Origin of the sequence: Curtobacterium sp. 9128 (genome assembly GCF_007673775.1) — a bacterium.
Lineage (GTDB): Bacteria > Actinomycetota > Actinomycetes > Actinomycetales > Microbacteriaceae > Curtobacterium.
In genome coordinates this window covers 217,710-242,434 of the sequence record NZ_VEAF01000006.1, presented here as the reverse complement: position 1 = coordinate 242,434, position 24,725 = coordinate 217,710, and the positions used below count along the sequence as shown (strand labels likewise).

Here is a 24,725-nt window from a genome sequence, read left to right as displayed (position 1 = left end):
GTCGTCGTCCCGCGGGGCGGGGGCTGGGGCGACCGCGTCGCACGGGCCGCGCGCGAGCGCGGCCTGGACCCGGTCGTCATCCCGCTGATCACGTCGGCACCGCCGTCCGACCCCGGTCCGCTGGACCGGGCGGCCTGGAGGCTCGGCGCGGCACCGCGCGCCGGTGACGCATCCGACCCGGCCGGGTACGCGTGGGTCGTGGTGACCAGTGCGACGGCCGTCGCCGTCCTCGCGGAGCGCGTGTCGCGTCTGGCGACAGGCGTCCGCGTCGCCGCGGTCGGTGACCGCACCGCTGCCGCCGCCCGACGGGCGGGCTGGCGGGTCGACCTCGTCCCGGAGGACACGTCGGCCCGGGGCATCGTGGCCGCCTTCCCCGACGTCGTCGGCAACGTGCTCGTCGCCCGGTCCGACATCGCCGCACCCACCGTCGTCGACGGTCTCCGAGCTCGCGGCATCGACGTGGACGACGTGGAGGCGTACCGTACCGTGGGGACCGGCGACGAGCCGGTCCGACTCGACACGGCTCCGGATGCGGTCCTCGTGACGAGCGGCAGTGTCGCCCGCGAGATCGCCCGCAGGATGACCCCGCTCGACCCGCGCACCCTGGTGGCCTGCATCGGGCCGGGGACCGCGGCGGAGACGAGCGCCGCCGGACTGCCCGTGCACGTCGTGGCGCCGTCCCGCTCCGCCGAGTCCCTCCTCGACGCCCTCGTCGAGTCCATGAACACCCCGCCCCCGAACAGGAAGGCACCGAAGTGACCGGCCGTTTCCCCCAGGTCCGCCCCCGCCGACTGCGCGCCACCCCGGCGATGCGTCGTCTGGTGGCGGAGACCCGTCTCCACCCGTCCGACCTCGTCCTGCCGATGTTCATCCGCGAGGGTGCCTCCGAGGCCGTCCCGATCTCGAGCATGCCCGGCGTCGAACAGCACTCGCTCGACTCGTTCCGGCGGGCGCTCGTCGACGCGGCGGAGGCCGGGGTCGGCGGCGTCAACCTGTTCGGTGTGCCGCTGACGAAGGACGCCGAGGGCTCCGGTGCGACCGACCCGGACGGGATCCTCAACGTTGCGATCCGGATCGCGAAGCAGGAGGTCGGCGACGCCCTCGTGGTGCAGTCCGACCTGTGCCTCGACGAGTTCACCGACCACGGGCACTGCGGTGTCCTCGCCGCGGACGGCTCCGTCGACAACGACGCCACGCTGCTGCGCTACCGCGACATGGCGGTCGTCCAGGCCGAGGCGGGCGCCGAGCTCGTCTGCATGAGCGGCATGATGGACGGCCAGATCGCCGCGGCGCGGGACGCCCTCGACGTCGCCGGGCACAGCGGCACCGCGCTGCTCGCCTACGCGGCCAAGTACGCGTCGGCGTTCTACGGGCCCTTCCGCGAGGCCGTGTCGTCCTCGCTCGTCGGAGACCGCCGGACGTACCAGATCGACGCCGCGAACGGTCGGCAGGGTCGCCACGAGGTCGCGCTCGACATCGAGGAGGGTGCGGACATCGTGATGGTGAAGCCCGCGATGAGCTACCTCGACGTCCTCGCCGAGACCGCCGCGACGTCCCCGGTGCCGGTGTGGGCGTACCAGATCTCCGGCGAGTACGCGATGATCACGGCGGCGGCCCAGAACGGCTGGATCGACCGCGACGCCGCCGCGATGGAGTCGCTCGTCGGCATCAAGCGCGCCGGCGCCGACGCGATCCTGACCTACTTCGCGGTCGAGATCGCCCGCACGCTCCGCATGGGAGGCACCCGATGACCACGACCAACGACCAGCTCTTCGGCCGGGCCAAGAACAGCATCCCCGGCGGCGTCAACTCGCCCGTGCGGGCCTACGGCTCCGTGGGCGGGACACCGCGCTTCCTGGTCTCCGCGTCGGGCGCGTACGTCACCGACGCCGAGGGTCGCGAGTACGTCGACCTGGTCGCCTCGTGGGGTCCGGCGATCCTCGGGCACGCCCACCACGGCACCGTGGAGGCCGTGCAGCAGGCCGCCGCACGGGGGCTGTCCTTCGGGGCGTCGACCCCCGGGGAGACCGAGCTCGCCGAACTCGTCAAGCAGCGGGTGTCCGTCGACGGCGACGGTCCGATCGAGAAGCTCCGCATGGTCTCCACCGGGACCGAGGCCACGATGACGGCGATCCGCCTGGCCCGCGGCTACACCGGCCGTGACCTGCTCGTGAAGTTCGCCGGGCACTACCACGGCCACTCGGACTCCCTGCTCGCCGAGGCGGGCTCCGGTGTCGCGACGCTGGCGCTGCCCGGGAGCGCGGGCATCACCGCCGAGACCGCCGCACAGACGCTCGTGCTGCCGTACAACGACCTCGACGCCGTGCGCCGCGCCTTCGACGAGCACTCCGAGCGCATCGCCGGGGTCATCGTCGAGGCGGCCGCCGCGAACATGGGCGTGCTCGCGCCCGAGCGGGGCTTCAACCGCGCCCTCGCCCGGATCGTGCAGTCCCACGGTGCGCTGCTCATCGTCGACGAGGTGCTCACCGGGTTCCGCGTCGGATCCGCCGGCTGGTGGGGTCTCGAGGCGTCGAAGGTCGTCCCGGACGGCGCCGGGTGGAAGCCCGACCTGGTCACGTTCGGCAAGGTCATCGGCGGTGGCATGCCCCTGGCCGCCCTCGGCGGTCGCCGTGAGGTGATGGACCACCTGGCCCCGCTCGGCCCCGTCTACCAGGCGGGCACGCTCTCCGGGAACCCGCTCGCCGTGGCCGCGGGCATCGCCACGCTCCGTGCGGCGACGCCGGACGTCTACGAGTCGCTGAACCGCACCGCGTCGGTGATCTCCGCGGCGACGTCCGAGGCCCTGGCCGCCGAGGGTGTCGCGCACACCGTGCAGCGGGCCGGGAACCTGTTCTCGTTCGCGTTCACCGAGCAGGCGCCGCGGAACTACGACGACGTCCGCGCGCAGGAGACCTGGCGGTACGCGCCGTTCTTCCACAGCATGCTGGACGCCGGTGTCACGCTGCCGCCGAGCGTCTTCGAGGCGTGGTTCGTCACCGCGGCCCACGACGACCGAGCCGTCGGTCGGGTGCTCGACGCCCTGCCTGCGGCGGCGAAGGCGGCTGCGCGCGCGACGGCGTAGGCGGCTGCCCGCGCGGCGCGGGCGGCTGCGCGCGCGACGGCGTCGGCGGCTGCCCGGGCGGCGGCGTCGGCGTCGTCGCGCGCGGCTACCGGGTCGCGCGGCGGGCGTGCCAGCGTCCGTCGGTCCGTTCGATCGTGAGCGGGAAGTCGAACGCGTCGGACACCGCTGCCGACGTGATCACCGCATCCGCGCTTCCCTGCGCCACCGCCGCACCGTCGCGCAGCAGCATCGCGTGCGAGGTCGACGCCGGCAGGTCCTCGAGGTGGTGGGTGACCATGACGCTGCCGAGGTCCGGGTGCCGCTCGCGGAGGGCGTCCACCGTCTCGAGCAGGTGTTCACGGGCGGCGACGTCGAGTCCCGTCGCCGGTTCGTCGAGCAGCAGCAGGCGCGGCTCGGACATCAGCGCCCGGGCGATCAGCGCACGCCCCCGTTCGCCCTGCGACAGCACCGGCCAGCGGGCGTCGCGGCGGGCGGTCAACGCGACGGCGGCGATGTGCTCGTCGGCCCGGGCGACCTCGGCCGCGGTCGGCTCCCACCGCATCATGAGGTCGGTGGTGCCGGTGAGCCCGGTCAGCACGGTCTCGGCCACGGTCAGCGGGGAGAGCATCCGGTGACGCGGGTCGACGTGCCCGATACGCTCGCGGAGCGCCCGGACGTCGACCCTCCCGAGCCGTTCGCCGAGGACCTCGACGGTGCCGGCGCTCGGGTGCCCGGTCGCACCGAGGACGGCCAGCAGGGTCGACTTGCCCGCGCCGTTCGGTCCGAGCAGCGCCCAGTGCTCGCCGCTCCGCACGGTCAGGTCGACGTCGTGCAGCAGGTCGCGACCGGACCGGGTCACGCGGACGCCGGTGGCGCGGATGAGGACGTCGGTCACGCGTCCATCGTGCCGTACCGCGCTGCGTCGTTGCGCATCGCGGTGGCGAACTGCCGGTCCGCGTGCCGGCGGAGCGCGTGCGAGGCCTCGGTCGCGAGCATCGGGTCCGCGTCCGCCGCGGCCTGTTCGAGCGGCGCGAGGTAGTCCTCGATGAACCACTGCTCGAAGTCCGGCGGGTGGTCGACGACGTAGGCCACCCGGGCGAGGGCGATCCTGGTCGCGTTCCGGAGTCGCGGGGACCCGCAGCGCTCCGCGAAGAACCGGGCGGTCTGCAGGACGCTCGCGGTGAAGGCCTGGTCGTGCACCGTGCTCTGGTACCGCAGCAGCTCCACGAGGTCGGCCAGGGCCCGTCGGTCCGCCGGCGTGAGCAGGGGGACGACCAGGGCGGTGCACCGCTCGGAAGCGGCGTCGAGGAGCTGCCCGGCGTCGCGCCAGTCCGCGAGCGTCGGGTCGGTCAGCCGCACGGCGCCGTCGGCCGTCGGTTCTGCGAGGCCGATCTGCTGGAGCCGACGGAGCTGCGGCATCAGGACCGGCAGGTCCATCCCGAAGCGCTGCGCCAGCTGTCCCACGGTGTGCTCCGTCCCGCGCGGGAGGACACCGCTGCGGACCGCGCCGAGCACCGTGCGCCAGGCGGGGTCACGGCGCCACGGTGGCTCGAGGTCCTCTGGGTCGACCCGTTCCCACGCCGGCGCCGGCTCGCTCGGCAGGCCGAACGCCGCACGGACGGAGTCGAGGTGGGGACCGGTGGCGAGGTCGGCGTAGGCGTGGACCGCGTCGACCATCAGCTCGGGGTCCCGGGAGCGCGCCGCACGCGCCGCCACGAGGAGGAACGCGTCGGAGTCCCAGACGGCCCAGGCGGGGACGGACTCCTGCGCGGACAGCAGCTCGTCGAGCACGAAGCCGGCCTCCCGCCGCGCGAGGGCGTTCGGGGAGCGGTCGACCAGGAAGCGCAGACAGTCGGTGAACAGCGGCGCGAAGGTGTCGCTCCGCAGTGCTCCCTGCCGCGCGGTGGCGGTGACGAGGGTCTCGAACGCCTCGACGTCCTCGTCGGTGAGCACCGGCACCGCCGTCCTGGCGGTGAGCTCGAAGACCGCGAGCCACCAGACCTGGGCGGCGTGCCACGACGCGAACCCGGTCACGTGCAGGACGACGGTGCCCTGGTCGTCCATGGTCGCGAGCCCGGCGTCCGCCAACCGCGCGAGACCCCCGCGGACCAGCAGGCGCGGCACGCCGATCGTCCGGGCGACCTCGACGTCCCGGAGCGGCACGCCGCGCTCGAGCGTCCCGTCACGGTGCGCCTCGAGCAGGCGGCGGTACGGCTCGTCGAAGGCGCCGGCGCTCGTACCGCCCCAGGCCCCGACGAACGACATCTCAGCCCCTCGCGGCGCGCACTGCCTCGATGTGCTGCTCGAAGTTCCGCGTCAGCGCACGGCCGGCCTCCGCCGCGGTCTCGCCGTCCCGCTCGTCGAGGGCGTCGCGCAGGATGGAGAAGAACGCCTCGGACCCGTACTGCTCGAACGGCGGGGTCGGGTTGAGGGTGAAGCGGACGCGCTCGAGGGCGCCGACGCCCGCGGTCTGCACGAGCGGGTTGCCGGAGTGCGCGATCGCGAACTCGATGATCTCGGTGACGGCGCCGCTGAACCCGTAGTCGCGGACCTTCCGCAGCCCGTCGGCCTTGTCGAGCAGTCCGGCGAGCTCGTCGGCCTCGTCGTCGGAGTACGTCGGGACGCCCCAGCGCAGGCTGAGCTCGGAGAAACCGGCCATCGCCCGGGTCGCGGTCACCCAGTCGTCGAACGTCGGGGTCGCGACGCGGGTGTAGCGGTTCGCCTCCATCTCGACGAGGCCGATGTCGACGAGCTTCGCGATCGCCTCGCGGATGGGGGTGCGACTGACCCCGAGCCACTGGACCAGCTCGTCGTCGTTGAGACGTTCGCCGTGCTGGAGCGTGCCGTCGCGGAGGGCCGCGAGCATCTTCTCGTAGACGACGTCGCGGAGGAGCTTCCGTGGCGAGTTCTCGACGGTTGACTTCGGGACCGGCATCGGTGCTCCTCACATGACACGTGTACGGAATTCAAATCCTAACGTGTCAAATGGCAAGCGCTTGTAGAATACTACGACACCAGTACGTCACCGCGACGGGTCGACGATCGTCCGGCCGTGGACCCGACCCGCGACGATCTCCGGGCCCAGCGCGACCGCCTCGTCCAGCGACACCGTCCGGGTCACCGCGGCGAGGCGGGCCGGGTCGAGCTCGTCGGCGAGCATCGCCCATGCCCGGACGCGCAGCGCGTGGGGAGCGTCGACCGAGTTGATGCCGAGCAGGGACACCCCGCGCAGGATGAACGGGAGCACCGTGGTGGGCAGCTGCACGTCCTGCGCCAGACCGCACGCCGTGACGGCCCCGCCCCACCGTGTCGCGGCGAGCAGGTTCGCCAGCGTCGCACCGCCGACGCTGTCCACCGCGCCGGCCCATACCGCCTTCTGCATCGGCTTCCCGCGCTCGCCGAGGGTCTTCCGGTCCACGACGTCACTCGCGCCGAGCGCCCGCAGCGCGTCGGTGTGCTCGAGACGTCCGGTGGACGCCGTCACCTCGTACCCGCGGCCGGCGAGGAGGGGGATCGCCACCGAGCCCACGCCGCCGGAGGCCCCCGTGACGAGGACCGGGCCGTCCGACGGCTCGACGAAGCGGGCGAGCGCCAGCACGCTGAGCGCCGCGGTGAACCCGGCGGTACCGATCGCCGCGGCGAAGTCCTCGGGCACGCCGTCGGGGAGCACCACGAGCGACGCCGCCGGCACCACCGCCTGCGTCGCCCAGCCGCCGTGCCGGGTCTCACCCGCGCCGGCGCCGTTGAGCACCACGCGGTCGCCGATCGCGACGTCGTGGACGCCGGGCCCGAGCGCCGCCACGGTGCCCACCACATCGATCCCCGGCACGAGCGGGTCGACGCGGGCGACGCCGGGGTCGCCGGCCAGTGCGAGTCCGTCCTTGTAGTTCACGCTCGAGTACGCGACGTCGACGAGCGCCTCGCCGGGGCCCGGGTCGGGGACGTCGATCGACGTGACGGCGGGTGCGGTGGAACGGGAGGCGAGGACGGCGCGGGTCACGCGCCGAACGCTACCCCGAGCCTCCAGGCCGTGCCGGGCGCTGCCGGGCGGACCTGCGCCGCCCCGCGGCCCGCGTCGACCCGGAACGACAGGGTCGATGTCGCACGACAGCGACGATGTCGTTCCGAGTCGACCCCCCCCGCCCTCGGAACCCGCTCGGCTCACCCGAACAGGATCGCCGCCTCGTCGAACCGCGCCTGCGGCACCGTCTTCAGCTCGCCCAGGGCGTCCTCGAACGACACGTGCAGGATGTCGGTCCCGCGCAGCGCGACCATCCGGCCCCAGCGTTCCTCGACCACCGAGTCGATCGCGGCGAGCCCGAGCCGCGTCGAGAGCACCCGGTCGTAGGCGGTCGGGGTGCCACCGCGCTGGATGTGCCCGAGGGTCGTCGCACGCGTCTCGATGCCCGTCATCTCCTCGATGAGCGGCGCGAGGCGCTCGCCGATGCCCCCGAGCCGCGGGCGACCGAACGCGTCGAGGCCGCGCTCGGAGTGCGCGTTGTCCTCGTGGTCGGGCACGAAGCCCTCCGCGACGACCACCAGCGGCGCGCGGCCACGGTCGTACGCGGACTGCACCCACCCCGCGATCTGCTCCATGCTCGTCTTCTGCTCCGGGATGAGGATCGCGTGCGCGCCTGCGGCCATGCCCGAGTGCAGCGCGATCCACCCGACGTGGCGCCCCATCACCTCGGCGACCATGCAGCGCGAGTGCGACTCGCCGGTGGTGCGCAGGCGGTCCATCGCCTCGGTCGCGATCTCCACGGCCGTGTCGAACCCGAACGTGTAGTCGGTGGCGCCGAGGTCGTTGTCGACCGTCTTCGGCACGCCGACGATCTTCAGTCCCGCGTCGGTCAGGCGCTTCGCCGCCGCCAGGGTCCCCTCGCCGCCGATCGCGATCATCGCGTCGATGCCGAGCCGCGCGAGGTTGGCCTGGATGTTCTCCACCCCGCCCTTCTCGCCCTCGAACGGGTTCGTGCGGCTCGTCCCGAGGATCGTGCCGCCCTGCTTCGCGATGCCCTGGATCTCCTTGCGTCCGAGCGGGACGACGTCGGCCTCGACGACACCGCGCCAACCGTCGCGGAACCCCACGAACTCGTGGCCGTGGATCGCGATGCCCTTGAGGACGGCCGCCCGGATGACCGCGTTGAGTCCGGGGCAGTCGCCGCCGGAGGTGAGGATGCCGATGCGCATGGGTGACTCCGATGTCGGGTGAGAGGATCAGGTCCCATCTTGGCCGACGGTGGTCTGGCTTACCATCCCAGTCATGCGCCTCGCCCGTCTCGACCCGGCTCCGGCGCGCGGCGTGCGGCGGTTCGACACCCACTGGCGGCCGGGAGGCCCGGTGCACGTCGCCGCGACCCTCCGGCCCCTGCAGCGCGGCTCCGGTGACCCCGCGTTCCGGGTGGTCGGGTCCGACGTGTGGCTCGGGCTCCGCACGCCGGAGGGGCCCGCCTCGGTGGTGATCCGGCAGGCCGGGGACACGATCGCGATCTCCGCGTGGGGCGACGGCGCCGAGTGGGCGGTCGACCACGGCCCGGACCTGGTCGGGCGCGGGGACGACTGGTCCGACCTCGACGTCTCCGCACACGCGTTCCTCGCCGACGCCCGGCACCGGCAGCCGGGCCTGCGGCTGTGCCGCACGAACACCGTCGTCGCGATGCTCGTGCCGGCGATCATGGAGCAGAAGGTCACATCGCGGCAGGCCTGGGGCGCCTGGCGGTACCTCCTCCGCCGCTACGGCACCCCCGCGCCGGGGCCGGCCCCGGTCGGCATGGTCGTGCCCCCGTCGGCGGCAGAGTGGGCGAAGGTGCCGAGCTGGGAGTGGCACCGGGCCGGGATCGAACCCGGGCGCTCCGCCACCGTGATGCGGGCGGTGAAGGTCGCGCCCGCACTCGAGCGGACGCTGGCGCTCGGGCGCGGGGGCTCCGTCGTCGCCGCGCGGCTGCAGTCGGTCCCCGGCATCGGGAAGTGGACCGCTGCCGAGACCGCGCAGCGCTCCCACGGCGACCCGGACTCGCCGAGCGTCGGGGACTACCACGTGCCGGCGCTCGTCGGGTGGGCGCTGACGGGCGGCCCGGTCGACGACGACGGGATGCTCGAGCTCCTCGAGCCGTGGCGCGGACACCGCGAGCGCATCGTGCGGCTCATCGGCGGCAGCGGGTTCCGGAAGCCGGCGTTCGGGCCGCGGATGACGATCCAGGACCACCGCCACCACTGAGCCGGCGCCCGGCGTACCCGCTTCGCACCCCGCCACGAACATCGCGCCCCGACACGACGGGGCGCGATGTTCGTGCTGGGGCGCGACAGGATTTCGCCCGCCGGTTATGCTCCGAGTATCGGGTGGTGGATCGGAGCCGCGGTCGTGTTCGTCGCCCTCGTCGTGTTCTCAGTGTGGGTGGCGAAGTTCACCGACTTCGGTGCTCGCTCGTGGGCCGTCGAGCAGAGTGACCAGGAGCTCGCTGATGCGTTGCGCGAGGCACAGGCAAACTTCTACCATCACCGCTGACTGAGCCTGCCGCCCCTCAGGAACTGCGGCCCGGAATGCTGCCTCCCGGGTCATGGGTCTGGCCAGAAGCCCGCTCGTCAGCTACTTCTGCTCGGTGCCGTCGGGGTTGACAACGTGCCAGACCCCGCCGATACCCTGCCCGGTCACGTCGCCCGGCTTCGCGTCCGCCGCGTAGGTGTAGATCGGTCGGCCGTCGACCGTGACCTGCAGCTTCCCGTCGATGCCCGTGATCGTGCCGATCTCGCCCGTCACCCCGGACACGGCGGGCTTCGCCGTGTCGGACTCGATCGCCGGCCAGGCTGCGGCGCACCCGCCTGAGCATGTGCTCGTTCCGGAGCCCTTGACGTCCTCGTCATAGAAGTACGCGGTCATGCCCCTGCCGTCGACGACGACGGTGCCGAGCGTGGTCGACGCGGTCGCGATGCCGTCGTCGGCACCGTGGCCGCCGCCGCTGTGGCCGCCGTCGGCGGACCCGTACGCGCCGCCGGAGGACGTCGGTGCCGAGGACGACGCCGAAGCGTCCGACGACGACGAGCTCCCGGATGCTGCCGACGAGCTGCCGGACGACGCCGGCCCCGTCGAGCAGCCCGCGAGCGCGAGGGCGGCGAACGCGACGCCGGCGGTGAACAGCACGGAACGGATGGAACGTGTGGTGCGCATGGGTGGCCCCTGTCCTGCGGGACCGAGCCGGGCCTCCCGGCAGGAGCGGTCCCGCTCACCGGTGACACGGGTCAGCCCGCCGGATCTTTCGATCCCGACCCGGATTGAACGATCCGGGTCGCTGCGTCGTTGACCGGGCATGAGGACTCGGACCAAGGTGCTGCTCGGGATCGCCACCGGCGTGGTCGTCGTGGGGGCGGCCGCCGTGATCGGCGGGCCCGTCGTGTACGCGGGCCTGGTGAACGGATCGGCCGACGCCGCGCCGTCGCTCGCCCCGACCGGCGGCGCGACGCTCGACGCGGCCGACGCCGACGGCAGGTGGACCGCCACCGGCGGGAGCTACGCCGGGTACCGGGTGCACGAGGTCCTCCGGGGCCAGGATGTGACCGTGACCGGACGCACCGAGGACGTCGACGCGAGCGCCACCGTGGCCGACGGGACGCTCCGAGGGGCGACCGTCACGGTGCGGGTGGCGTCGATCACGACGCCCGAGTCCGCCCGCGACGCGTACTTCCGGACGCAGGCACTCGACACCGACCGGTTCCCGACCGCGACCTTCCGGGTGACCGAGCCCGTGGACGTGCGAGCGGCGCTCGCCGGCACCGACCGGGACGTCACGCTGCGCGGCGAGCTCACCGTGCACGGTGTCACGAAGGCCGTGTCCACGGACGCCCAGCTCGGCGTCGACCGGTCCGGCCACGTCCAGGTCGCCGGCTCGGTCCCGGTCACGTTCGCCGACTACGGCGTCGACGCGCCCGACCTCGGCTTCGTGAAGGTCGACGGCTCCGGCGCGGTCGAGTTCTCCCTCGAGCTGGCCAGGTGACCGTGGGGGAGCGACCGGCCGACGAGCTGCTCGTCGCACTGCACGCCGAGCACGCGGACGCACTGCTGCGGTACGTGTGTCACCTCACCCCGGACCGGGCGCTCGCCGACGACGTCGTCCAGGAGACCCTGGTGCGCGCCTGGCAGCGGCCGGCGGTGCTCGAACGGGAACCGGACGCGGCGCGCGCGTGGCTGTTCACGGTGGCGCGGAACCTGGTGGTCGACGACGCCCGTTCGGCTCGGCACCGCCGTGAGCTGGGCAGCGACGACCCCGTCGAGGACGTCCAGCCCGACCGGACCGACGCCGTGCTCGACGGCATCGTGGTCGCGGACGCCCTCGCCTCCCTCTCACCCGAGCACCGTCGTGTCGTCGTGGACGCGTACTGGCTCGGCCACACCGTGCCCGAGATCGCCCGGCGGCACGGCATCCCCGAGGGCACCGCGAAGTCCCGCCTGCACTACGGCCTCCGCGCACTCCGACTCGCACTGCAGGAACGAGGGGTGACCCGATGACCGAGGACCGCTACCGCGACTGGGACGCCGCCTACGTGCTCGGTTCGCTGCCGAGCGACGAGCGGCTCGAGTACGAACGGCACCTCGAGACGTGCGCCGCGTGCCGCGCCGCCGTCGGCGAGCTGGCCGGCATGCCGGGACTGCTCGGTCGACTCCCCGCCGAGGAAGCGGTCGCGGTCGCCGAGGCGGACGGGAGGCCCGACACGCCCCCGGCACGACCGCTCGCGACCGTCGCGCACCGCGTCCGCAGCCGGCGTCGCCGTCGGCGGGTCCTGCTCGCCGTGACCGCCGGGGCCGCCGTCGTCGTCGCCGTGCTCGGCGGGGTGGCCGTCGGCACCGCTCGTGACGGCGTCGCGCCGACCGCGGTGTCCGCGGCGGCCGAGCAGTACGCGATGGCGCCGGCCGCGGGCACCGGACTCCGCGTCGACCTCGACGTCACCCGGAAGGCCTGGGGGACCCGGTTCGACTGGGGCTGCACCTACGGCGGCCGCGACTGGGGGGACGGCGGAAGCACCATGTACGACCTCGTGGTGGTGCGGAAGGACGGCGCCGACGAGACGGTGGCCTCGTGGGCGGCGTCCGGGCGCTCGGCCGCCGGGCTCGCCGCGTCGACGGACGTGCCGCTCGACGCGATCGCCTCCGTCGAGGTGCGGCTGCACGGCGACGCCAGGACCCTGGCGAGCGTGCGGATCTGACGGCGGTCAGTCGCCGTCGGCGTCGACCGGACCGAGCGCCTCGCGGATCCTCGCGCTGACGGACCGCAGCGTGTCCGTGTCGCCGGCCACGGGCCTCCAGAACAGCTGCTCCAGCGCCGCCGTGTGCGCCCGGATGCCGGCGAGCACCGCACGACGGCCGTCCGGGGTCATCACGACCCAGCTGCCACGGCCGTCGGTCGGGCAGTCCGCACGCTCGACGAGGCCGCGGGACACCATCCGCGTGACCTGGTGGCTGACACGGGACTTCTCCCACCCGATCCCGGCGGCGACGTCCCGCACGCGGAGGCGGTGGTCGGCCTGCCGGTGCAGCCCGATGAGGATCTCGAACTCCGGGACCGAGATCCCGGCGCCCTGCTGCACGGCGTGGTCGAGGGCCCGGTCGAGGTGCCGCCAGACGTCGTGGTACGCGTCCCACGTGGCCCAGTCGTGGCCGCCGTCGCCCTCGTTCGACATGCCGGCAAGCGTATCCCGCTGACACATCGCTGACACTTGGTCGGCGCCCGGCGTGCTCCGCGGTGGCGTCGGTGCCGCGGCATACGATCGGAGCATGCCGAGCGCCCGCCTCCAGGACTGCACCGACGACGCAGTCGCCCTCGTGCGTCGGTGGCTCGCCGCGTCCGCCGGCGTCAAGCCCGACCCCGGTGCCGTGCGGCTGGCCGGCGTCCTCCGCGACGAGCAGGGCCTCGACTTCACGCTCGGGTTCGTCGACGAGGTGATCCGGCCGGAGGACCCCAGGGTGGCGGCACGCAACCTCGAGAAGCTCAGCCAGGACGTCCCGGACTTCCTGGCCTGGTACCTCCGCGGCGCGGTCACGTTCGGCGGCGGCTTCGCGATGATGGCACCGTGGGCGGTCATCCCGACCGCGCGGAAGATCCTCCGTCGGATGACCGGACACCTCGTGATCGACGCGGCCCCGGCCAAGCTCGGGCCCGCGCTCGCGAAGGTCGCGGGGGACGGCATCCGGCTCGACGTCACGCTGCTCGGCGAGACCGTCCTCGGCAGTGCTGCGAGCGATCGGCGGCTCCAGGGCACGATGGACCTCCTCGCCCGTGACGACGTCGACGCCGTCTCGATCGCGGTCGGCGACGTCGTGCCGCAGATGTCGACGTGGGCGTTCGACGAGACGGTGGCCCGCGTGGTCGACCGGCTCGTGCCGCTCTACCGGTTGGCCGCGACGAGCCCCACGCCGAAGCGCATCACCCTCGCCACCGAGGGGCACCGCGACCTCGACGTCACGCTCGCGGTCTTCCAGGAGCTCCTCGGGCGCGAGGAGTTCCTCGGTCTGTCGGCGGGGATCGCCCTGCAGGCGTACCTGCCCGACGCCGCAGGAGCGCTCGAGTCGCTGACCTCGTGGGCCCAGGCCCGTCGTGCCCGCGGGGGAGCCCCCGTCACGGCCCGACTGGTCAAGGGTGCGTACCTGGCCACCGAGCGCGTCGAGTCGATCCTGCACGACTGGCCGCTCGCCACGTGGGGCAGCAAGCGGGAGACCGACACCGCGTACCTCCGCATGCTTGACGCCGCCCTCACGCCGGAACGCACCGACGCGGTCCGGATCGGCGTCGCCGGGCACAACCTGTTCGACCTCGCCACCGCGTGGGTGCTCGCCGAGCGCCGCGGGGTGACGGACGCCGTCGACGTCGAGATGCTCCTCGGCATGACCGCGACCCACGCCGAGGCCGTCCGTGCCGACGTCGGGCAGATCGTGCTCGCCACGCCGGTCGTCCACCCGGACGAGTTCGACTCGGCGATCGGGTACCTGGTCCGACGACTGCAGGAGCACGCCGGACCCGAGAACTCCATGCCGTCGGCGTTCGAGATCGACCACGACGACGCCGTCTTCGAGCGCGAGCGCGCCCGCTGGCAGGAGTCGATCGCGGCGCTCGACGAGCCCGTGCCGGCGACGCACCGCACGCAGGACCGCCGCCGTCGGCCCGCCGAGCCCGGCGTCCGCGACCGCTTCGCCAACGCCCCGCGCACCGACCCCTCGGTCCCGGCGAACCGCGCCTGGGCGGCGGACGTCCTGCGGCGGGTGCCGCGGTCGCAGCTCGGCGCGCAGACGATCCGCGGCGCCAGGGTCCTCGACCGCACGAAGCTCGAGCGGGTCGTGAGCAGCACAGCGCAGGCCGGCGTGAACTGGGGGCGACAGGACCCCGCCGACCGTGCGGAGCTCCTCGACCTCGTCGGCCACGAGCTCGAGGTGCGCCGTGCCGACCTCGTCGAGGTGATGGCCGCCGAGACCGGCATGACCATCAGCGAGGCGGACGCCGAGGTCAGCGATGCCGTCGACGCCGCCCACCACCACGCCGACCAGGCACGTGCCCTCGTGACGGTCACCGGGGCGCGCTTCGTGCCGCCGCGCCTGACCGTGGTCGTCCCGCCGTGGAGCTCCCCGGTCGCGGTCCCCGCCGGCGGGGTGCTCGCCGCGCTCGCCGCGGGCAGCGGTGTCGTCCTGAAGCCCGCTCGCGAGGCGAAGCGCTGCGGTGCCGTCCTCGCCGACGTGCTCTGGGACGCCGGGGTGCCGCACTCCCTGCTGCAGCTCGTCGACCTCGACGAGGACATCCTCGGACGACAGCTCATCGCGCACCCCGCCGTCGACCGGATCCTCCTCACCGGCGCTGCCGAGACCGCCAGGTCCTTCGCCTGGTGGCGTGCCGGACTCCCGCTCACCGCGGCGACGGGCGGCAAGAACGCGATCGTCGTCACGCCGTCGGCCGACCTCGACCTCGCGGTGCAGGACGTCGTGCAGTCGGCGTTCGGGCACGCCGGCCAGACGTGCTCGGCAGCGTCGCTCGTCGTGCTCGTCGGTTCCGTCGCCGAGAGCGAGCGCTTCCGGCGGCGGCTCGTCGACGCCACCCGGACACTGCGGGTCGCCTGGCCCGACGACCCGACCGCGCAGATGGGGCCGCTCATCGCCGAGCCGTCCGGCAAGCTCCGCGCCGGCCTGAGCGAGCTCGGCCCGGGGGAGTCCTGGCTCGTCCAGCCGGTGCCCCTCGACGACTCCGGTCGGCTCTGGTCGCCCGGCATCAGGGACGGCGTCCGCCCCGGCAGCGACTTCCACCAGGTCGCGTACCCGGGCCCGGTGCTCGGGATCATGCACGCCGAGACGCTCGAGGACGCGATCGCGATCCAGAACGGCACGGACTCCGGCCTGACGGCGGGCATCCACTCCCTCGACGTCGACGAGGTCGCGCTCTGGGTGCAGCGCGTCCGCGCGGGCAACCTGTCCGTCAACCGCGGCGTCACCGGAGCGAGGATCGGACGACAGCCCTTCGGCGGGTGGAAGCAGTCGTCCGTGGGTATCGGCACGAAGGCCGGCGGACCGATGTACGTCGCGACGCTCGGCCGGTGGGAACCGACCCCGCGCAAGGTCCACCGGAGCATCCAGCTGCACGGGCTCCCGCCCCGGGTCACCGCGCTCATCGAGGCGGCCCGGAGCGGTCTGGCGTTCGAGGAGTTCGACCGGGTCCGCGCCGGCGCCCTCAGCGACGTGCAGGCCCGCGAGACCCAGTACGGCGTCCCGCACGACCCCGCGCAGCTCGTCGTCGAACGCAACGTCCTCCGGTGGCGGCCCCAGTCGGTCATCGTGCGCCAGTCCGAGGACGCCTCGAACGGCGACCTCGTCCGGGCACTCGTCGCGGCGACCTCGGCGCGGGCGCACGTCCTGCTGAGCACCGCGCGGCCGCTCCCTGGGCCCCTCACGCAGCTGTTCGCGTCGAACCGCTCCCCGCTCGACGTCGTCGACCACCTGGTCGAGTCCGACGACGAGTTCCTCCGTCGCGCCGCGTCCGGCGACGTCTTCCGCGACACCTGGTCGAGCCCGTCCGACGAGCCGGAGGACGCACTCGACGTCGTCCTCACCCAGGGTCGGGAGCGCCGCGACCACAGCGCGTTCGGCGGACCGGGAGCCCGGGTCCGGCTGCTCGGCGGCGACCCGCTCGCGCTCGAGGAAGCGCTCGGTGCGAGCATCGACGTCGCGATCCACAGCGCGCCGGTGGTCGAGTCCGGCCTGATCGAGATGCTCCCGTACCTGCGGGAGCAGACGGTGTCGATCACCACGCACCGCTTCGGCGAGGTCGACCGCGAGTTCGCCGAGCTCCGGGTCTGAGCGGGCGCGGCCCTGGTCGCAGACCGGAGGACGCTCAGGTGGCGCGCGCGAGGCCGAGCAGCGCGACGAGACCTGACGCATCCGGCGCGTACCCGGGCTCCCGGACCGCACGACGTTCTCCGTAGAGCGTGTACGCCCGGAGAGCCGTCGCGGGCCCCAGTGACCCGCTCGCGAGTGCCGCGACGGCGACGGCGTCGGCGTCGGACGGGGTGGGGAGCGGGTGGTGGTCCGTCCCCGCCGCGGCGTCGGCGATGCGCATCGACTCGACGAGGGTCGCCCTGCCGATCCCGAGCACCAGGTGCAGGCCGATGAGCAGGTTGCCCCGACCGAGTCGTACCGCGGCGAGGGCGGCGTCGAACCGGACAGTGTCGTCAGCGGGTCGATCGGGGAGGACGAGCGCCGGCCCCGTGACGGTCAGGTCGACGCGCCGCCCGTCGCGCGCGACCACGCGGAGCACCTGCCTGCCCTCGGACACCGACTCCTGCCACGCCCACAGCTCGGCACCGAGCAGGAGCTGAGCATCCAGCGCCGAGGTCGTCGTGAGCACGACGTCGAGGTCGCTCCAGACGTCGAGCTCACGCGAGACCACGGACCCGTACGGGCGCACGGCGTCGCCCGGCAGCGCCGTGCGCAACCGGTCGACGAGTTCGTCCTGCCACGTCGTCACCACGCCAGCATGCCGCGTCCCGCGCCGCGCCGACCGGGGCGCCTCCCCTAGGGTGGCGGGATGGCCGGGACGGACCGCACCCTCGTCGCCGACGGGCTGCACAACGCCAGGGACCTCGGCGGCCTGCCCACGCGTGACGGCGGCAGGACGCCCACGGGGCGGTTCTTCCGGTCCGAGTCGCCCGACCGGCTGACGACGGGCGGGTGGGGAGCCGTCCGGCACGCCGGGATCCGTACCGTCGTCGACCTCCGTGGCGCGGCCGAGCGTGCGGACGACACCGGCGACCGTCCGGACTGGCTCACCACCGTGGCCGTCGACCTTGACGACCTCGACGACGTCGCCTTCTGGGCGGACTTCACCGACGACGGGCGGATCGGCACACCGCTGTACTACGGCCCGTTCCTCGCACGGAAGCCCGACCGGGTCGTCGCGGCGCTGCGGGCGATCGTCCACGCTGCCCCCGGTGGCGTCCTCTTCCACTGCGCGGCCGGTCGCGACCGCACCGGCATCGTCGCGCTCGTGCTGCTGTCGCTCGCCGGCGTCGGTCCGGAGGACGTCGTCGACGACTACCTGGTGACGATCGCGACGGGGCCCGCACGGTTCGCTGCGCTCGGCGTCCCGTCCCCGGAGGACGCCATCGCGGCGCTCTGCGCCGAGCACGGCACCACCGTCACCGATGCGGTCCGCGCAACGGTCGACGGGTTCGACGTGGCGGCGTTCGTCCGGCACTCCGGCCTGGACGCACCCGAACTGGAGGCGCTGCGGACGTTCCGCGCGCAGGGCGCGTGAGCGGGGCCTCCAGTCCGGACGCCGGGGCGCGCCCGGGTGGGCCGATGCGGCACCTGATCCGTCTCGACGACTGGACCGCTGCCGACGCGGCGGCGGTGTTCGCGCTCGCCGACGCCTACCGAGCGGGGACCGGGCCGCGGACCGACGGCGCCGCGGTGATGTTCTTCCCGGCGTCGAGCCTGCGGACGCGGGTGTCGTTCGAGCGCGGTGCCCAGCAGATGGGACTGCAGCCGATCGTCTTCCCGCCGGAGACCCTCGACAAGCCCGAGGCGCTCGCCGACGTCGCCACCTACCTGGCGCAGTGGGCGGACGTCGTCGTCGCGCGGCACCCGGACATCGCGGTGCTCGACGGCCTCGCTGCGGCCTCGGCGCTGCCGGTGGTCAACGCGATGACCGACGTGAACCACCCGTGTGAGGTGCTCGCGGACGTCTACGCCCTGTCACACGAGGTCGACGTCCGGCGTACCCGGTTCCTGTTCGTCGGCGCCGAAGGGAACATCGCGCGGGCGTGGCACGAGGCCGCCGCGCTGTTCGGACTGGACCTCGTCCAGTGCGCTCCAGCAGGGCTCGCCGCCCCCGGTGCCCGGTGGACCGAGGACCTGGCGACCGCCGTCCGGAGCGCGGACGTCATCGTGACGGACGGTCCGGGGCGGCACGCTGAGGCGCTCGCCGGCCACCGGATCACCGAGGAACTCCTCGCGACCGCGCCGGAGGGCGTCCGGTTCGCGCCGTGCCCGCCGTTCGTCCGCGGACGCGAGGCGACGGCGGGAGCGCTCGCGGGTCCGGCCTTCGTCGGGCACGCGTTCAAACGCTCGCTCCTGCCGGTGCAGCAGGCCGTGCTGGCCCACTGCCTCGGCCTGGGCTGATCCGCTCCGAGGTCAGTCCTCGACGTCGCCGTCGTCCTCGGGCTCGACGCCGGTCTCGTCCATGCGGTCGCGGAGGTGGTCGGCCATCGCGGCAGCGCCCTCGCCGCCGTGGTCGTGGTTGACCTGCTCGATGAGGCCGGACAGCTTCTCGTGGTTGGTGGCTTCGCCAGCGCCGTCCATGACGGGCTCGGTCTGTTCCTCGTTGCTCATGGTCCGGACGCTACGCCGCCTGCCCGTGAGCGGAGCTGCGTGCGTCAGCGCCCGCGGCCGGCGCGGAGCTGACGGTGCGGCGTCGGCGTCGGCGTCAGCGTCGGCGTCAGCGCCTGCGGCCGGTGCCGCGCCGACCGCCGGTGCCGACGAGGGCCACCTCGGCAACCGCGAGCGCCGTGGCGATGAGGAACTGCCGGACGGCGATCCGACCCCAGCGTCCACCGACGAACATCATCGGGACCATCGTGACGGCGTGGGTGGCGTCGACCGCTGCTCCGAGCACGTGAGCGTTGCCCGACCCGGCGCGGAGCAACAGGACCGCCTGCACGAGCTGACGGACGCCGAGGACACGGTTGAACACGGCGACGTGACGATCGTGCCCCGGCCGGAGGAGGTGTCCGGCGCCGAGGGCACCGCGGCCGCTCTCCACGATCGTCGCCGCCTGGCGGCGCTCCCGGCGGACGCGGCTCACTTGCGGCGTCCTGCCGCGACGGCGACGGCACCGGCGACGCCGAGCGCGGCGCCGATCAGGCCGTTGCCCACCCGACGGTGCTCCAGCCACCAGGTCTGCGGCGACCACGCGTGCGACTTGTCGTCGAACACACCGTGCGCCCCGTGGTCGCCGGGGACGGCGTCGTAGAGGTTGGTCGGCAGGGACTCGCCGTCCTTCTCGGCCGTCTGCTGTCCGGAGACCAGGGTCTTCGCCGCGTACCAGTCGGCGAAGCGCGCGCTGATCCGGTTGCCGAGGATCGTGTAGACCGTGGACTCACCGACCCAGGTCCGGCGGCGCGGACGTTCCGCGGTCACGGCGATCGCACGGGCGCCGACCTCCGGCTGGTAGATCGGGGCGACGGGCTGCGGGTGGTGGGGCAGCTTCGACTTCACCCAGTTGAACTGGATGGTGTTGAGCGCCGGCATGTCCACACGGGAGACCTTGACGTTGCTGCCCTGCGCGATGAGCTCGGAGACGACGGACTCGGTGAACCCGACGATGGCGTGCTTCGCGCCGCAGTACGCGGCCTGCAGCGGGATGCCGCGGAAACCGAGCGCCGACCCGACCTGGATGACGTGCCCGCGGTCGCGCGGCACCATCCGCTTGAGCGCCGAGCGGGTGCCGTTCACGAAGCCGAGGTAGGTGACGTGCAGCGCCCGCTCGAAGTCGTCGGGGTCGGTGTCGAGGAAGCGGCTGAAGACGCCGACCATCACGCCGTTCACCCACAGGTCGATCGGTCCGAGTTCGGCCTCGACCCGGTCGGCCGCTGCCTCCACGGCGTCGCGGTCGCTCACGTCCACGCTCACCGCGAGCGAGCGCTGCCCGGCTGCCTGGACCTCGGCCGCCGCGGCGTCGATGCCCTCCTGCCCACGGGCGAGGACCGCGACGTCCCATCCCCGGGCGGCGAGTTCGCGCACCGTCGCCCGTCCGAGTCCTGCCGAACCACCGGTCACCACTGCCACACGCGTCATGGTCCCCTTGTACCGGTCACGACCTGTGCTCCCTCAGACTCCCGGCGCGGCCGTGCGCGCTCAGACCCGATCGGTCCCGTCCCGGCCGCGCGTGCTCGGACCCGGTCGGTCGCGTCCCGGCCGTGCGCGCTCAGATTCCGGCCGAGCCCCGCGCGTACGGTCGCGATCGTGACGAAGCACAGCGCGACGACGACAGCACACCACGACGTCCGGCGCCGCGCCGGGTGGCTCCCCGCGGACCAGGACGGGCTCGAGGGCTGGCTCCGCGGCCGACTCGACCAGGTCCGCAGCCGCGAGGGTGCGCACATCGAACACCGCTCCGTCGCCGCGTTCCGGGACCTCGTCGAGAGCGACCCGATCCTCCGGATGCATGCACACCAGATGATCGACCAGGTCCCTACGGGCCGGGAGTACCGCGAGCGGCACCTGCAGAGCCTCGACGAGATGTTCCGGCTCATCGACGACGTCCTCGGCACCGCGCCCGAGTACGGCCAGCAGATGGTGATGACGCCCGTCGACGGCGTGCTGGACTGGGCGAAGGCGACCCCGGCCGGGTTCTCGTTCTTCCGCGACCGCCGGGTGAACGACGCGATCCGAGCCGTCCTCGACGAGTGGTCCGCGTTCCTGTCGAGCCCGGCCTCCCTCGGCGTGCTGAACGACTCCGACACCGGGTGGAAGAGCGAATCCGCTCAGGAAGCCGTGGGCATGGACCAGTACCGCCACGACCCGGCCGACGAACACTGGGGTTTCTCGTCGTGGAACGACTTCTTCACCCGGCGCTTCCGCGACGGCGAACGACCCGTGGCCTCGCCCGAGGACGACGGTGTCGTCATCAGTCCCGTCGAGGCGACGCCGTACCGCATCGCGCACTCGGTCCGACGGCAGGACGAGTTCTGGATCAAGGGCGAGCCGTACTCCCTCGACGACATGCTCGCGGGCGACCCGGCCGCGGCGACGTTCGAGGGCGGCACCGTGTTCCAGGCCTTCCTGAGCGCGTTGAACTACCACCGCTGGCACAGCCCCGTCTCGGGGACCGTCGTCCGCGCGGAGGTCGTGCCGGGGACCTACTACTCGGAGTCCGACGCGCAGGGTGTCGGGAGCGGTGCCGCCCAGCCGACGCACTCGCAGGGGTACATGGCGCACGTCGCCACCCGGGCGATCCTGCACATCGAGGCGGACGACCCCGCGCTCGGCCTCGTCGCGGTGCTCTTCATCGGCATGTCCGACGTGTCCTCGTGCATCATCGGCGACGAGACCACGGTGGGCGCGCACGTGGCGAAGGGCCAGGAGCTCGGGTACTTCCAGTACGGGGGTTCGACCTCGTGCACCGTCTTCCGTCCCGGCGCGATCGAGTCCTTCGCGCTCGACGCCCTGCCCCAGGCCCCCGACGAGCAGCCGACGCTGCTGCACGTGCGGTCGCATCTGGCCACCGCGCGGCGCTCCTCGGACGCCTGACCCGGCGGGCGCGGGCGGCCGCGGGCGCGGGTCCTTGCCGCGCTGCAGAACGACACCGCCGTTGTCGTGCGACATCGACCGTGTCGCTGTCCCGCGTCCGCAACAGTTGCGGGGCGCAAGGGACGACATCGCCGTTGTCGTGCGACATCGACGCTGTCGTTCCGAGTCAACCGGGGGCGTTCCGAGTCGGCCGGGGGGCGGCGCTCCTCGGACGCCTGACCCGGCGCGCGCGGGTCCTCGCCGGCGCTGTCGAACGACACCGCCGTTGTCGTACGACGTCGACTGTGTCGTCGACCCGCGTCCGCAACAGTTGCGGGGCGCAAGGGACGACATCGCCGTTGTCGTGCGACATCGACGCTGTCGTTCCGAGTCGGCAGGAGGGTGCTCCGAGTCGGCAGGGGGGCGCTCCGAGTCGGCAGGAGGGGCCCCGCCCGCCCCCGCGCTACCGTCGCCCGGCGCCGAACCGAGTCGTCACGCCGGGGGAGTACAGCACCGAGTCCGGCGGCAGCGACGTCAGCGACCGCGGGAGTCCCGCGGCACCGACCAGGTCGTCCCGGAGCACCTCCACCGACGCACGGTGCAGCGGCCACGCCTCGTGCTCGTTCGGCCAGAACCGGGTCACGCCGCCGCGCCGCACGTGCATGCCCCACCGTGCCGTGAGGAACGTGTCGAGCGCCCCGGGCTCCTCCACGGCCTCCCCGACCCGGACGTCGAGCACCGACCGCAGCTGCGTGCCGTGCCGCCGCATCGCGTACGCCACCCGGTCGTCGCCGACCCGCCGTTCCGCCCGCGCCCAGTGGTACGGCAGCCCGGTCAGGACACGGGCGCCGACGGTCGGAGCCAGGCGCCCGGCGTCGAGCGACAGGAACACGACCCCGCGCCGACCCCGCTCGTCCACCGTGTAGACCCGGACGTTCAGCTCGACGAAGGTGCCGAGGGCGTCCGGCACGGCGAGGGGCGGGAAGCGGGTGTCCTCGAACGAGAACGCGATGAGGCCGACCCACGTGGTGACGCCGTCGTCGGTGCCGTCGAGTCCGAGGGTGTCCGGACGCGTCCCCGCCGGCAGGAGCGGTGCGACCGCGGAGACGTCGACCCGCCAGTGCACGAAGACGACGTCACGCCAGTCCTGCGCGATCCACGGCCGACCCGGCAGCGCCGGCGCCACGGACTCCAGGCGCGGCTCCACCCCGCCGGGACGGACCCCGCTCACGAGACCGCCGCATCGTCGATGTGCCCGGCGACCGGAGCGTCGTCCCACCCCTGCTGCGGCGTCGCGCACGTCCCGCGGAACACGTACTGCGACGGCCGTTTCCGCTCGCTCGAGGTCCAGTCGATCGCGGGCCGCCGCCGCTCCGGAGGGAGGTACCCGATCCGGTACACCGCCATGAGCTCGAGTTCCGGCGGCACCTGCAGCAGCCCCTCGATCTCCTCCCACGCCCCCGGCGTCTCCATCGGGAACGAGACGAACTGGATGCCGAGCCCCAGCTCGGTCGTGGCCAGCCAGATGTTCTCCATCGCCGCGCCCATGCTGAACACCGAGTAGAAGCCGGAGAGCTCCTCCTTCCGGTACTCGTGCCGGTCGAGCATCACGCCGAGCAGCAGCGGCGACCCGGCGACGAGCTTCCGGTTCTCCTCGCCGAGGGTCTGCGGCACGCGGAGGGTGTTCATGAGGACCTGCCCACGCTTGGTGAACACCTGCTTCGTGAACGGCTTGAGCGGTCCGGGGAGCTTGTCGAACAGCATCCCGTCCCGCCGCTCGTCCATCTCGGCCTGGCTGAAGCGGAAGTAGGGCCTGTACCGCTGGAAGAACGTCCCCTCGGCCATCGTGCGGGTCATCGCCCGTCCGCTGATCTCGGCGATCCGGTCGATCGTCGGACGCTTCTCGACCAGGACGAACCGCCACGGCTGACTGTTGAGCTGCGACGGTGCCCGGCCCGCGAGCTCGACGAGGAGTCGCTGGTGCTCCTCGGAGACCGGATCGGGCAGGAACGCCCCGTTGGTCGTGCGTCGACGTCGGATGGCCTCGAAGAGCTCCACTGCTTTCCCTTCCAGCGGTCAGCGCCGAGCCAGCAACGCCCCCAGGTAGGACGGTGCGGCGGCGACCGCGACTCTCCAGTGTGCTCTGCTCCGCGGGTCGGTGCGCGGTGCCGTCGCCAACGGAACGAGCGCCGGCAGCAGGAACAGCGCCGCCCGCGACCGCGTCCAGAGCGGCGTGGTCGCCGCGGCGGTCGTCAGCGTCGCCGTCACGACGAACAGGCCGTGGTGCACGACACGGAGCTTCTTCGTCCGGATGAGCCGCACCGCCACGGCGGTGCCCCACAGGCAGTTCGCGACGTACGCGGCAGCCGCAGCGGTGACCATCCGCCGGGCCGCCGGTGAACCGCCGGGAGGCGCGGCGAGCCTCCCGGCCGTGTCCTTGCGTCCCATGGACGCGAACCTACCCGCGATCCCGGAGCAGATCCTCCGATCGGACGATGTCCTGGAACATCAGATACCGGAGCATGAGACCATGACCACCGTGACCGCCGCACCTGCTGCTCCCGTGACGGCGCAGCGCCACCGCTTCGTCGACGTGCTCCGCGGCTTCGCCCTGCTCGGGATCCTCTTCGTCAACGCGATCGACATCACGCACGTCGGCGGTGCGTGGATCCTCGCGAACCGGACCGCACCGCCGGACGACGCGGTGCGCGACGTCCTGTACGCGACGACCCAGACGCGCTTCGTCCCGATCTTCACCACGCTCTTCGGGATGAGCCTGTCCTTCGTGCTCACCGGTGCGCGGACCCGCGCAGCCCGTCCCTGGCTCGTGATGGTCCGGCGGCTGACCGGGCTGGTCGTCATCGGGGCACTGCTGATGCTCGTCTACCCGGGCAACGTGCTCACCGAGTACGG

25 protein-coding genes and 2 pseudogenes are annotated in these 24,725 nt (G+C 73.4%); 12 read left to right on the top strand and 15 right to left on the bottom strand.

Annotation, left to right across the window (positions count from 1 at the left end):
* Positions 1 to 45: 45 nt before the first annotated feature.
* The 3 genes and pseudogenes from FS641_RS14665 to FS641_RS14655 form a co-directional block, all read left to right on the top strand.
* Positions 46 to 759 (top strand): annotated as a pseudogene (locus tag FS641_RS14665) (uroporphyrinogen-III synthase); the annotation flags it as partial.
* Positions 756 to 1,751 carry a porphobilinogen synthase gene (gene hemB / locus FS641_RS14660; RefSeq protein WP_144765082.1) on the top strand — a complete coding sequence of 332 codons (996 nt, stop codon included), beginning with the start codon at positions 756 to 758 and terminating at the stop codon, positions 1,749 to 1,751. The pseudogene FS641_RS14665 and the gene hemB, both read left to right, overlap by 4 nt.
* A 59-nt stretch (positions 1,752 to 1,810) precedes the next feature.
* Positions 1,811 to 3,082 (top strand): annotated as a pseudogene (locus FS641_RS14655) (glutamate-1-semialdehyde 2,1-aminomutase); the annotation flags it as partial.
* Between the two features lie 85 nt (positions 3,083 to 3,167).
* Here FS641_RS14655 and FS641_RS14650 read toward each other — a convergent pair.
* The 5 genes from FS641_RS14650 to FS641_RS14630 all read right to left on the bottom strand — a co-directional run bounded on the left by FS641_RS14650 (position 3,168) and on the right by FS641_RS14630 (position 8,251).
* Positions 3,168 to 3,956 carry an ABC transporter ATP-binding protein gene (locus FS641_RS14650; RefSeq protein WP_144765078.1) on the bottom strand — a complete coding sequence of 263 codons (789 nt, stop codon included), beginning with the start codon at positions 3,954 to 3,956 and terminating at the stop codon, positions 3,168 to 3,170.
* Positions 3,953 to 5,326, bottom strand: coding sequence for a hypothetical protein (locus FS641_RS14645; RefSeq protein WP_144765077.1), 1,374 nt, complete (start codon positions 5,324 to 5,326; stop codon positions 3,953 to 3,955). Before FS641_RS14645 ends, FS641_RS14650 begins: the two co-directional genes overlap by 4 nt.
* 1 nt (position 5,327) lies before the next feature.
* Positions 5,328 to 5,996, bottom strand: a complete 669-nt coding sequence (locus tag FS641_RS14640; RefSeq protein ID WP_144765075.1) for a GntR family transcriptional regulator — start codon at positions 5,994 to 5,996, stop codon at positions 5,328 to 5,330.
* An 87-nt stretch (positions 5,997 to 6,083) separates the two neighbouring features.
* Entirely contained in the window at positions 6,084 to 7,061 is a 978-nt protein-coding gene (locus FS641_RS14635; protein WP_144765073.1) for an MDR family oxidoreductase, read from the bottom strand.
* 161 nt (positions 7,062 to 7,222) lie between these two features.
* Complete coding sequence (locus FS641_RS14630; protein WP_144765071.1) at positions 7,223 to 8,251, bottom strand: 6-phosphofructokinase; 1,029 nt, start codon at positions 8,249 to 8,251, stop codon at positions 7,223 to 7,225.
* 73 nt (positions 8,252 to 8,324) lie between these two features.
* Here FS641_RS14630 and FS641_RS14625 point away from each other — a divergent pair, with 73 nt between their 5' ends.
* Both FS641_RS14625 and FS641_RS14620 read left to right on the top strand, forming a co-directional pair.
* The gene (locus tag FS641_RS14625; protein ID WP_144765069.1) at positions 8,325 to 9,278 is read left to right on the top strand and encodes a DNA-3-methyladenine glycosylase; all 954 of its coding nucleotides are present in this window, start codon (positions 8,325 to 8,327) and stop codon (positions 9,276 to 9,278) included.
* A gap of 66 nt (positions 9,279 to 9,344) precedes the next feature.
* Complete coding sequence (locus FS641_RS14620; protein WP_144765067.1) at positions 9,345 to 9,566, top strand: hypothetical protein; 222 nt, start codon at positions 9,345 to 9,347, stop codon at positions 9,564 to 9,566.
* Positions 9,567 to 9,647: 81 nt separating this feature from the next.
* Here FS641_RS14620 and FS641_RS14615 read toward each other — a convergent pair whose 3' ends face one another.
* The gene (locus FS641_RS14615; protein WP_144765065.1) at positions 9,648 to 10,226 is read right to left on the bottom strand and encodes a hypothetical protein; all 579 of its coding nucleotides are present in this window, start codon (positions 10,224 to 10,226) and stop codon (positions 9,648 to 9,650) included.
* Between the two features lie 139 nt (positions 10,227 to 10,365).
* On the opposite strand from FS641_RS14615, the gene FS641_RS14610 reads away from it, so the two are divergent.
* The 3 genes from FS641_RS14610 to FS641_RS14600 are packed head-to-tail and all read left to right on the top strand — an operon-like array spanning position 10,366 to position 12,256.
* Entirely contained in the window at positions 10,366 to 11,049 is a 684-nt protein-coding gene (locus FS641_RS14610; RefSeq protein ID WP_144765063.1) for a YceI family protein, read from the top strand.
* Complete coding sequence (locus tag FS641_RS14605) at positions 11,046 to 11,561, top strand: sigma-70 family RNA polymerase sigma factor (protein ID WP_144765061.1); 516 nt, start codon at positions 11,046 to 11,048, stop codon at positions 11,559 to 11,561. Before FS641_RS14610 ends, FS641_RS14605 begins: the two co-directional genes overlap by 4 nt.
* Entirely contained in the window at positions 11,558 to 12,256 is a 699-nt protein-coding gene (locus FS641_RS14600; protein ID WP_144765059.1) for an anti-sigma factor, read from the top strand. The genes FS641_RS14605 and FS641_RS14600 overlap by 4 nt, the downstream gene beginning before the upstream one ends.
* 6 nt (positions 12,257 to 12,262) lie before the next feature.
* On the opposite strand, the gene FS641_RS14595 is transcribed toward FS641_RS14600, so the two are convergent.
* Positions 12,263 to 12,730, bottom strand: a complete 468-nt coding sequence (locus FS641_RS14595) for a MarR family winged helix-turn-helix transcriptional regulator (RefSeq protein ID WP_186317782.1) — start codon at positions 12,728 to 12,730, stop codon at positions 12,263 to 12,265.
* A 94-nt stretch (positions 12,731 to 12,824) separates the two neighbouring features.
* Between FS641_RS14595 and FS641_RS14590 the strand changes: the two genes are divergently transcribed.
* Positions 12,825 to 16,382 (top strand): bifunctional proline dehydrogenase/L-glutamate gamma-semialdehyde dehydrogenase, encoded by a 3,558-nt coding sequence (locus tag FS641_RS14590; RefSeq protein WP_144765055.1) that lies wholly within the window; start codon positions 12,825 to 12,827, stop codon positions 16,380 to 16,382.
* Between the two features lie 34 nt (positions 16,383 to 16,416).
* On the opposite strand, the gene FS641_RS14585 is transcribed toward FS641_RS14590, so the two are convergent.
* Positions 16,417 to 17,049, bottom strand: a complete 633-nt coding sequence (locus FS641_RS14585) for a hypothetical protein (protein WP_144765053.1) — start codon at positions 17,047 to 17,049, stop codon at positions 16,417 to 16,419.
* 60 nt (positions 17,050 to 17,109) lie between these two features.
* Between FS641_RS14585 and FS641_RS14580 the strand changes: the two genes are divergently transcribed.
* Together FS641_RS14580 and FS641_RS14575 are read left to right on the top strand one after the other, a co-directional pair.
* Entirely contained in the window at positions 17,110 to 17,838 is a 729-nt protein-coding gene (locus FS641_RS14580; RefSeq protein WP_144765051.1) for a tyrosine-protein phosphatase, read from the top strand.
* A gap of 44 nt (positions 17,839 to 17,882) precedes the next feature.
* Positions 17,883 to 18,704 (top strand): ornithine carbamoyltransferase, encoded by an 822-nt coding sequence (locus FS641_RS14575; protein WP_144765049.1) that lies wholly within the window; start codon positions 17,883 to 17,885, stop codon positions 18,702 to 18,704.
* 12 nt (positions 18,705 to 18,716) lie between these two features.
* Here the strand turns inward: FS641_RS14575 and FS641_RS14570 are convergent, their stop codons facing one another.
* The 3 genes from FS641_RS14570 to FS641_RS14560 all read right to left on the bottom strand — a co-directional run bounded on the left by FS641_RS14570 (position 18,717) and on the right by FS641_RS14560 (position 20,378).
* Positions 18,717 to 18,914 (bottom strand): hypothetical protein, encoded by a 198-nt coding sequence (locus tag FS641_RS14570; RefSeq protein WP_144765047.1) that lies wholly within the window; start codon positions 18,912 to 18,914, stop codon positions 18,717 to 18,719.
* 106 nt (positions 18,915 to 19,020) lie between these two features.
* Positions 19,021 to 19,386 (bottom strand): hypothetical protein, encoded by a 366-nt coding sequence (locus tag FS641_RS14565; RefSeq protein ID WP_144765045.1) that lies wholly within the window; start codon positions 19,384 to 19,386, stop codon positions 19,021 to 19,023.
* Entirely contained in the window at positions 19,383 to 20,378 is a 996-nt protein-coding gene (locus FS641_RS14560) for an SDR family oxidoreductase (protein WP_144765043.1), read from the bottom strand. The genes FS641_RS14565 and FS641_RS14560 overlap by 4 nt, the downstream gene beginning before the upstream one ends.
* A gap of 168 nt (positions 20,379 to 20,546) precedes the next feature.
* On the opposite strand from FS641_RS14560, the gene FS641_RS14555 reads away from it, so the two are divergent.
* Entirely contained in the window at positions 20,547 to 21,833 is a 1,287-nt protein-coding gene (locus tag FS641_RS14555) for a phosphatidylserine decarboxylase family protein (RefSeq protein ID WP_186317781.1), read from the top strand.
* Between the two features lie 442 nt (positions 21,834 to 22,275).
* Here FS641_RS14555 and FS641_RS14550 read toward each other — a convergent pair whose 3' ends face one another.
* Genes FS641_RS14550 through FS641_RS14535 form a run of 4 tightly spaced genes read right to left on the bottom strand, consistent with a single transcriptional unit; the run spans position 22,276 to position 24,674 of the window.
* Entirely contained in the window at positions 22,276 to 23,043 is a 768-nt protein-coding gene (locus FS641_RS14550) for a YqjF family protein (protein ID WP_260855848.1), read from the bottom strand.
* On the bottom strand, positions 23,040 to 23,870 hold the full coding sequence (locus FS641_RS14545) for a nitroreductase family protein (RefSeq protein WP_144765039.1): 831 nt from the start codon (positions 23,868 to 23,870) through the stop codon (positions 23,040 to 23,042). The genes FS641_RS14550 and FS641_RS14545 overlap by 4 nt, the downstream gene beginning before the upstream one ends.
* An 18-nt stretch (positions 23,871 to 23,888) precedes the next feature.
* A complete protein-coding gene (locus FS641_RS14540) occupies positions 23,889 to 24,260 on the bottom strand; it encodes a hypothetical protein (protein ID WP_144765037.1) in 372 nt (123 codons plus the stop codon).
* 60 nt (positions 24,261 to 24,320) lie between these two features.
* A complete protein-coding gene (locus tag FS641_RS14535; RefSeq protein ID WP_144765035.1) occupies positions 24,321 to 24,674 on the bottom strand; it encodes a hypothetical protein in 354 nt (117 codons plus the stop codon).
* Between the last annotated feature and the right edge of the window lie 51 nt (positions 24,675 to 24,725).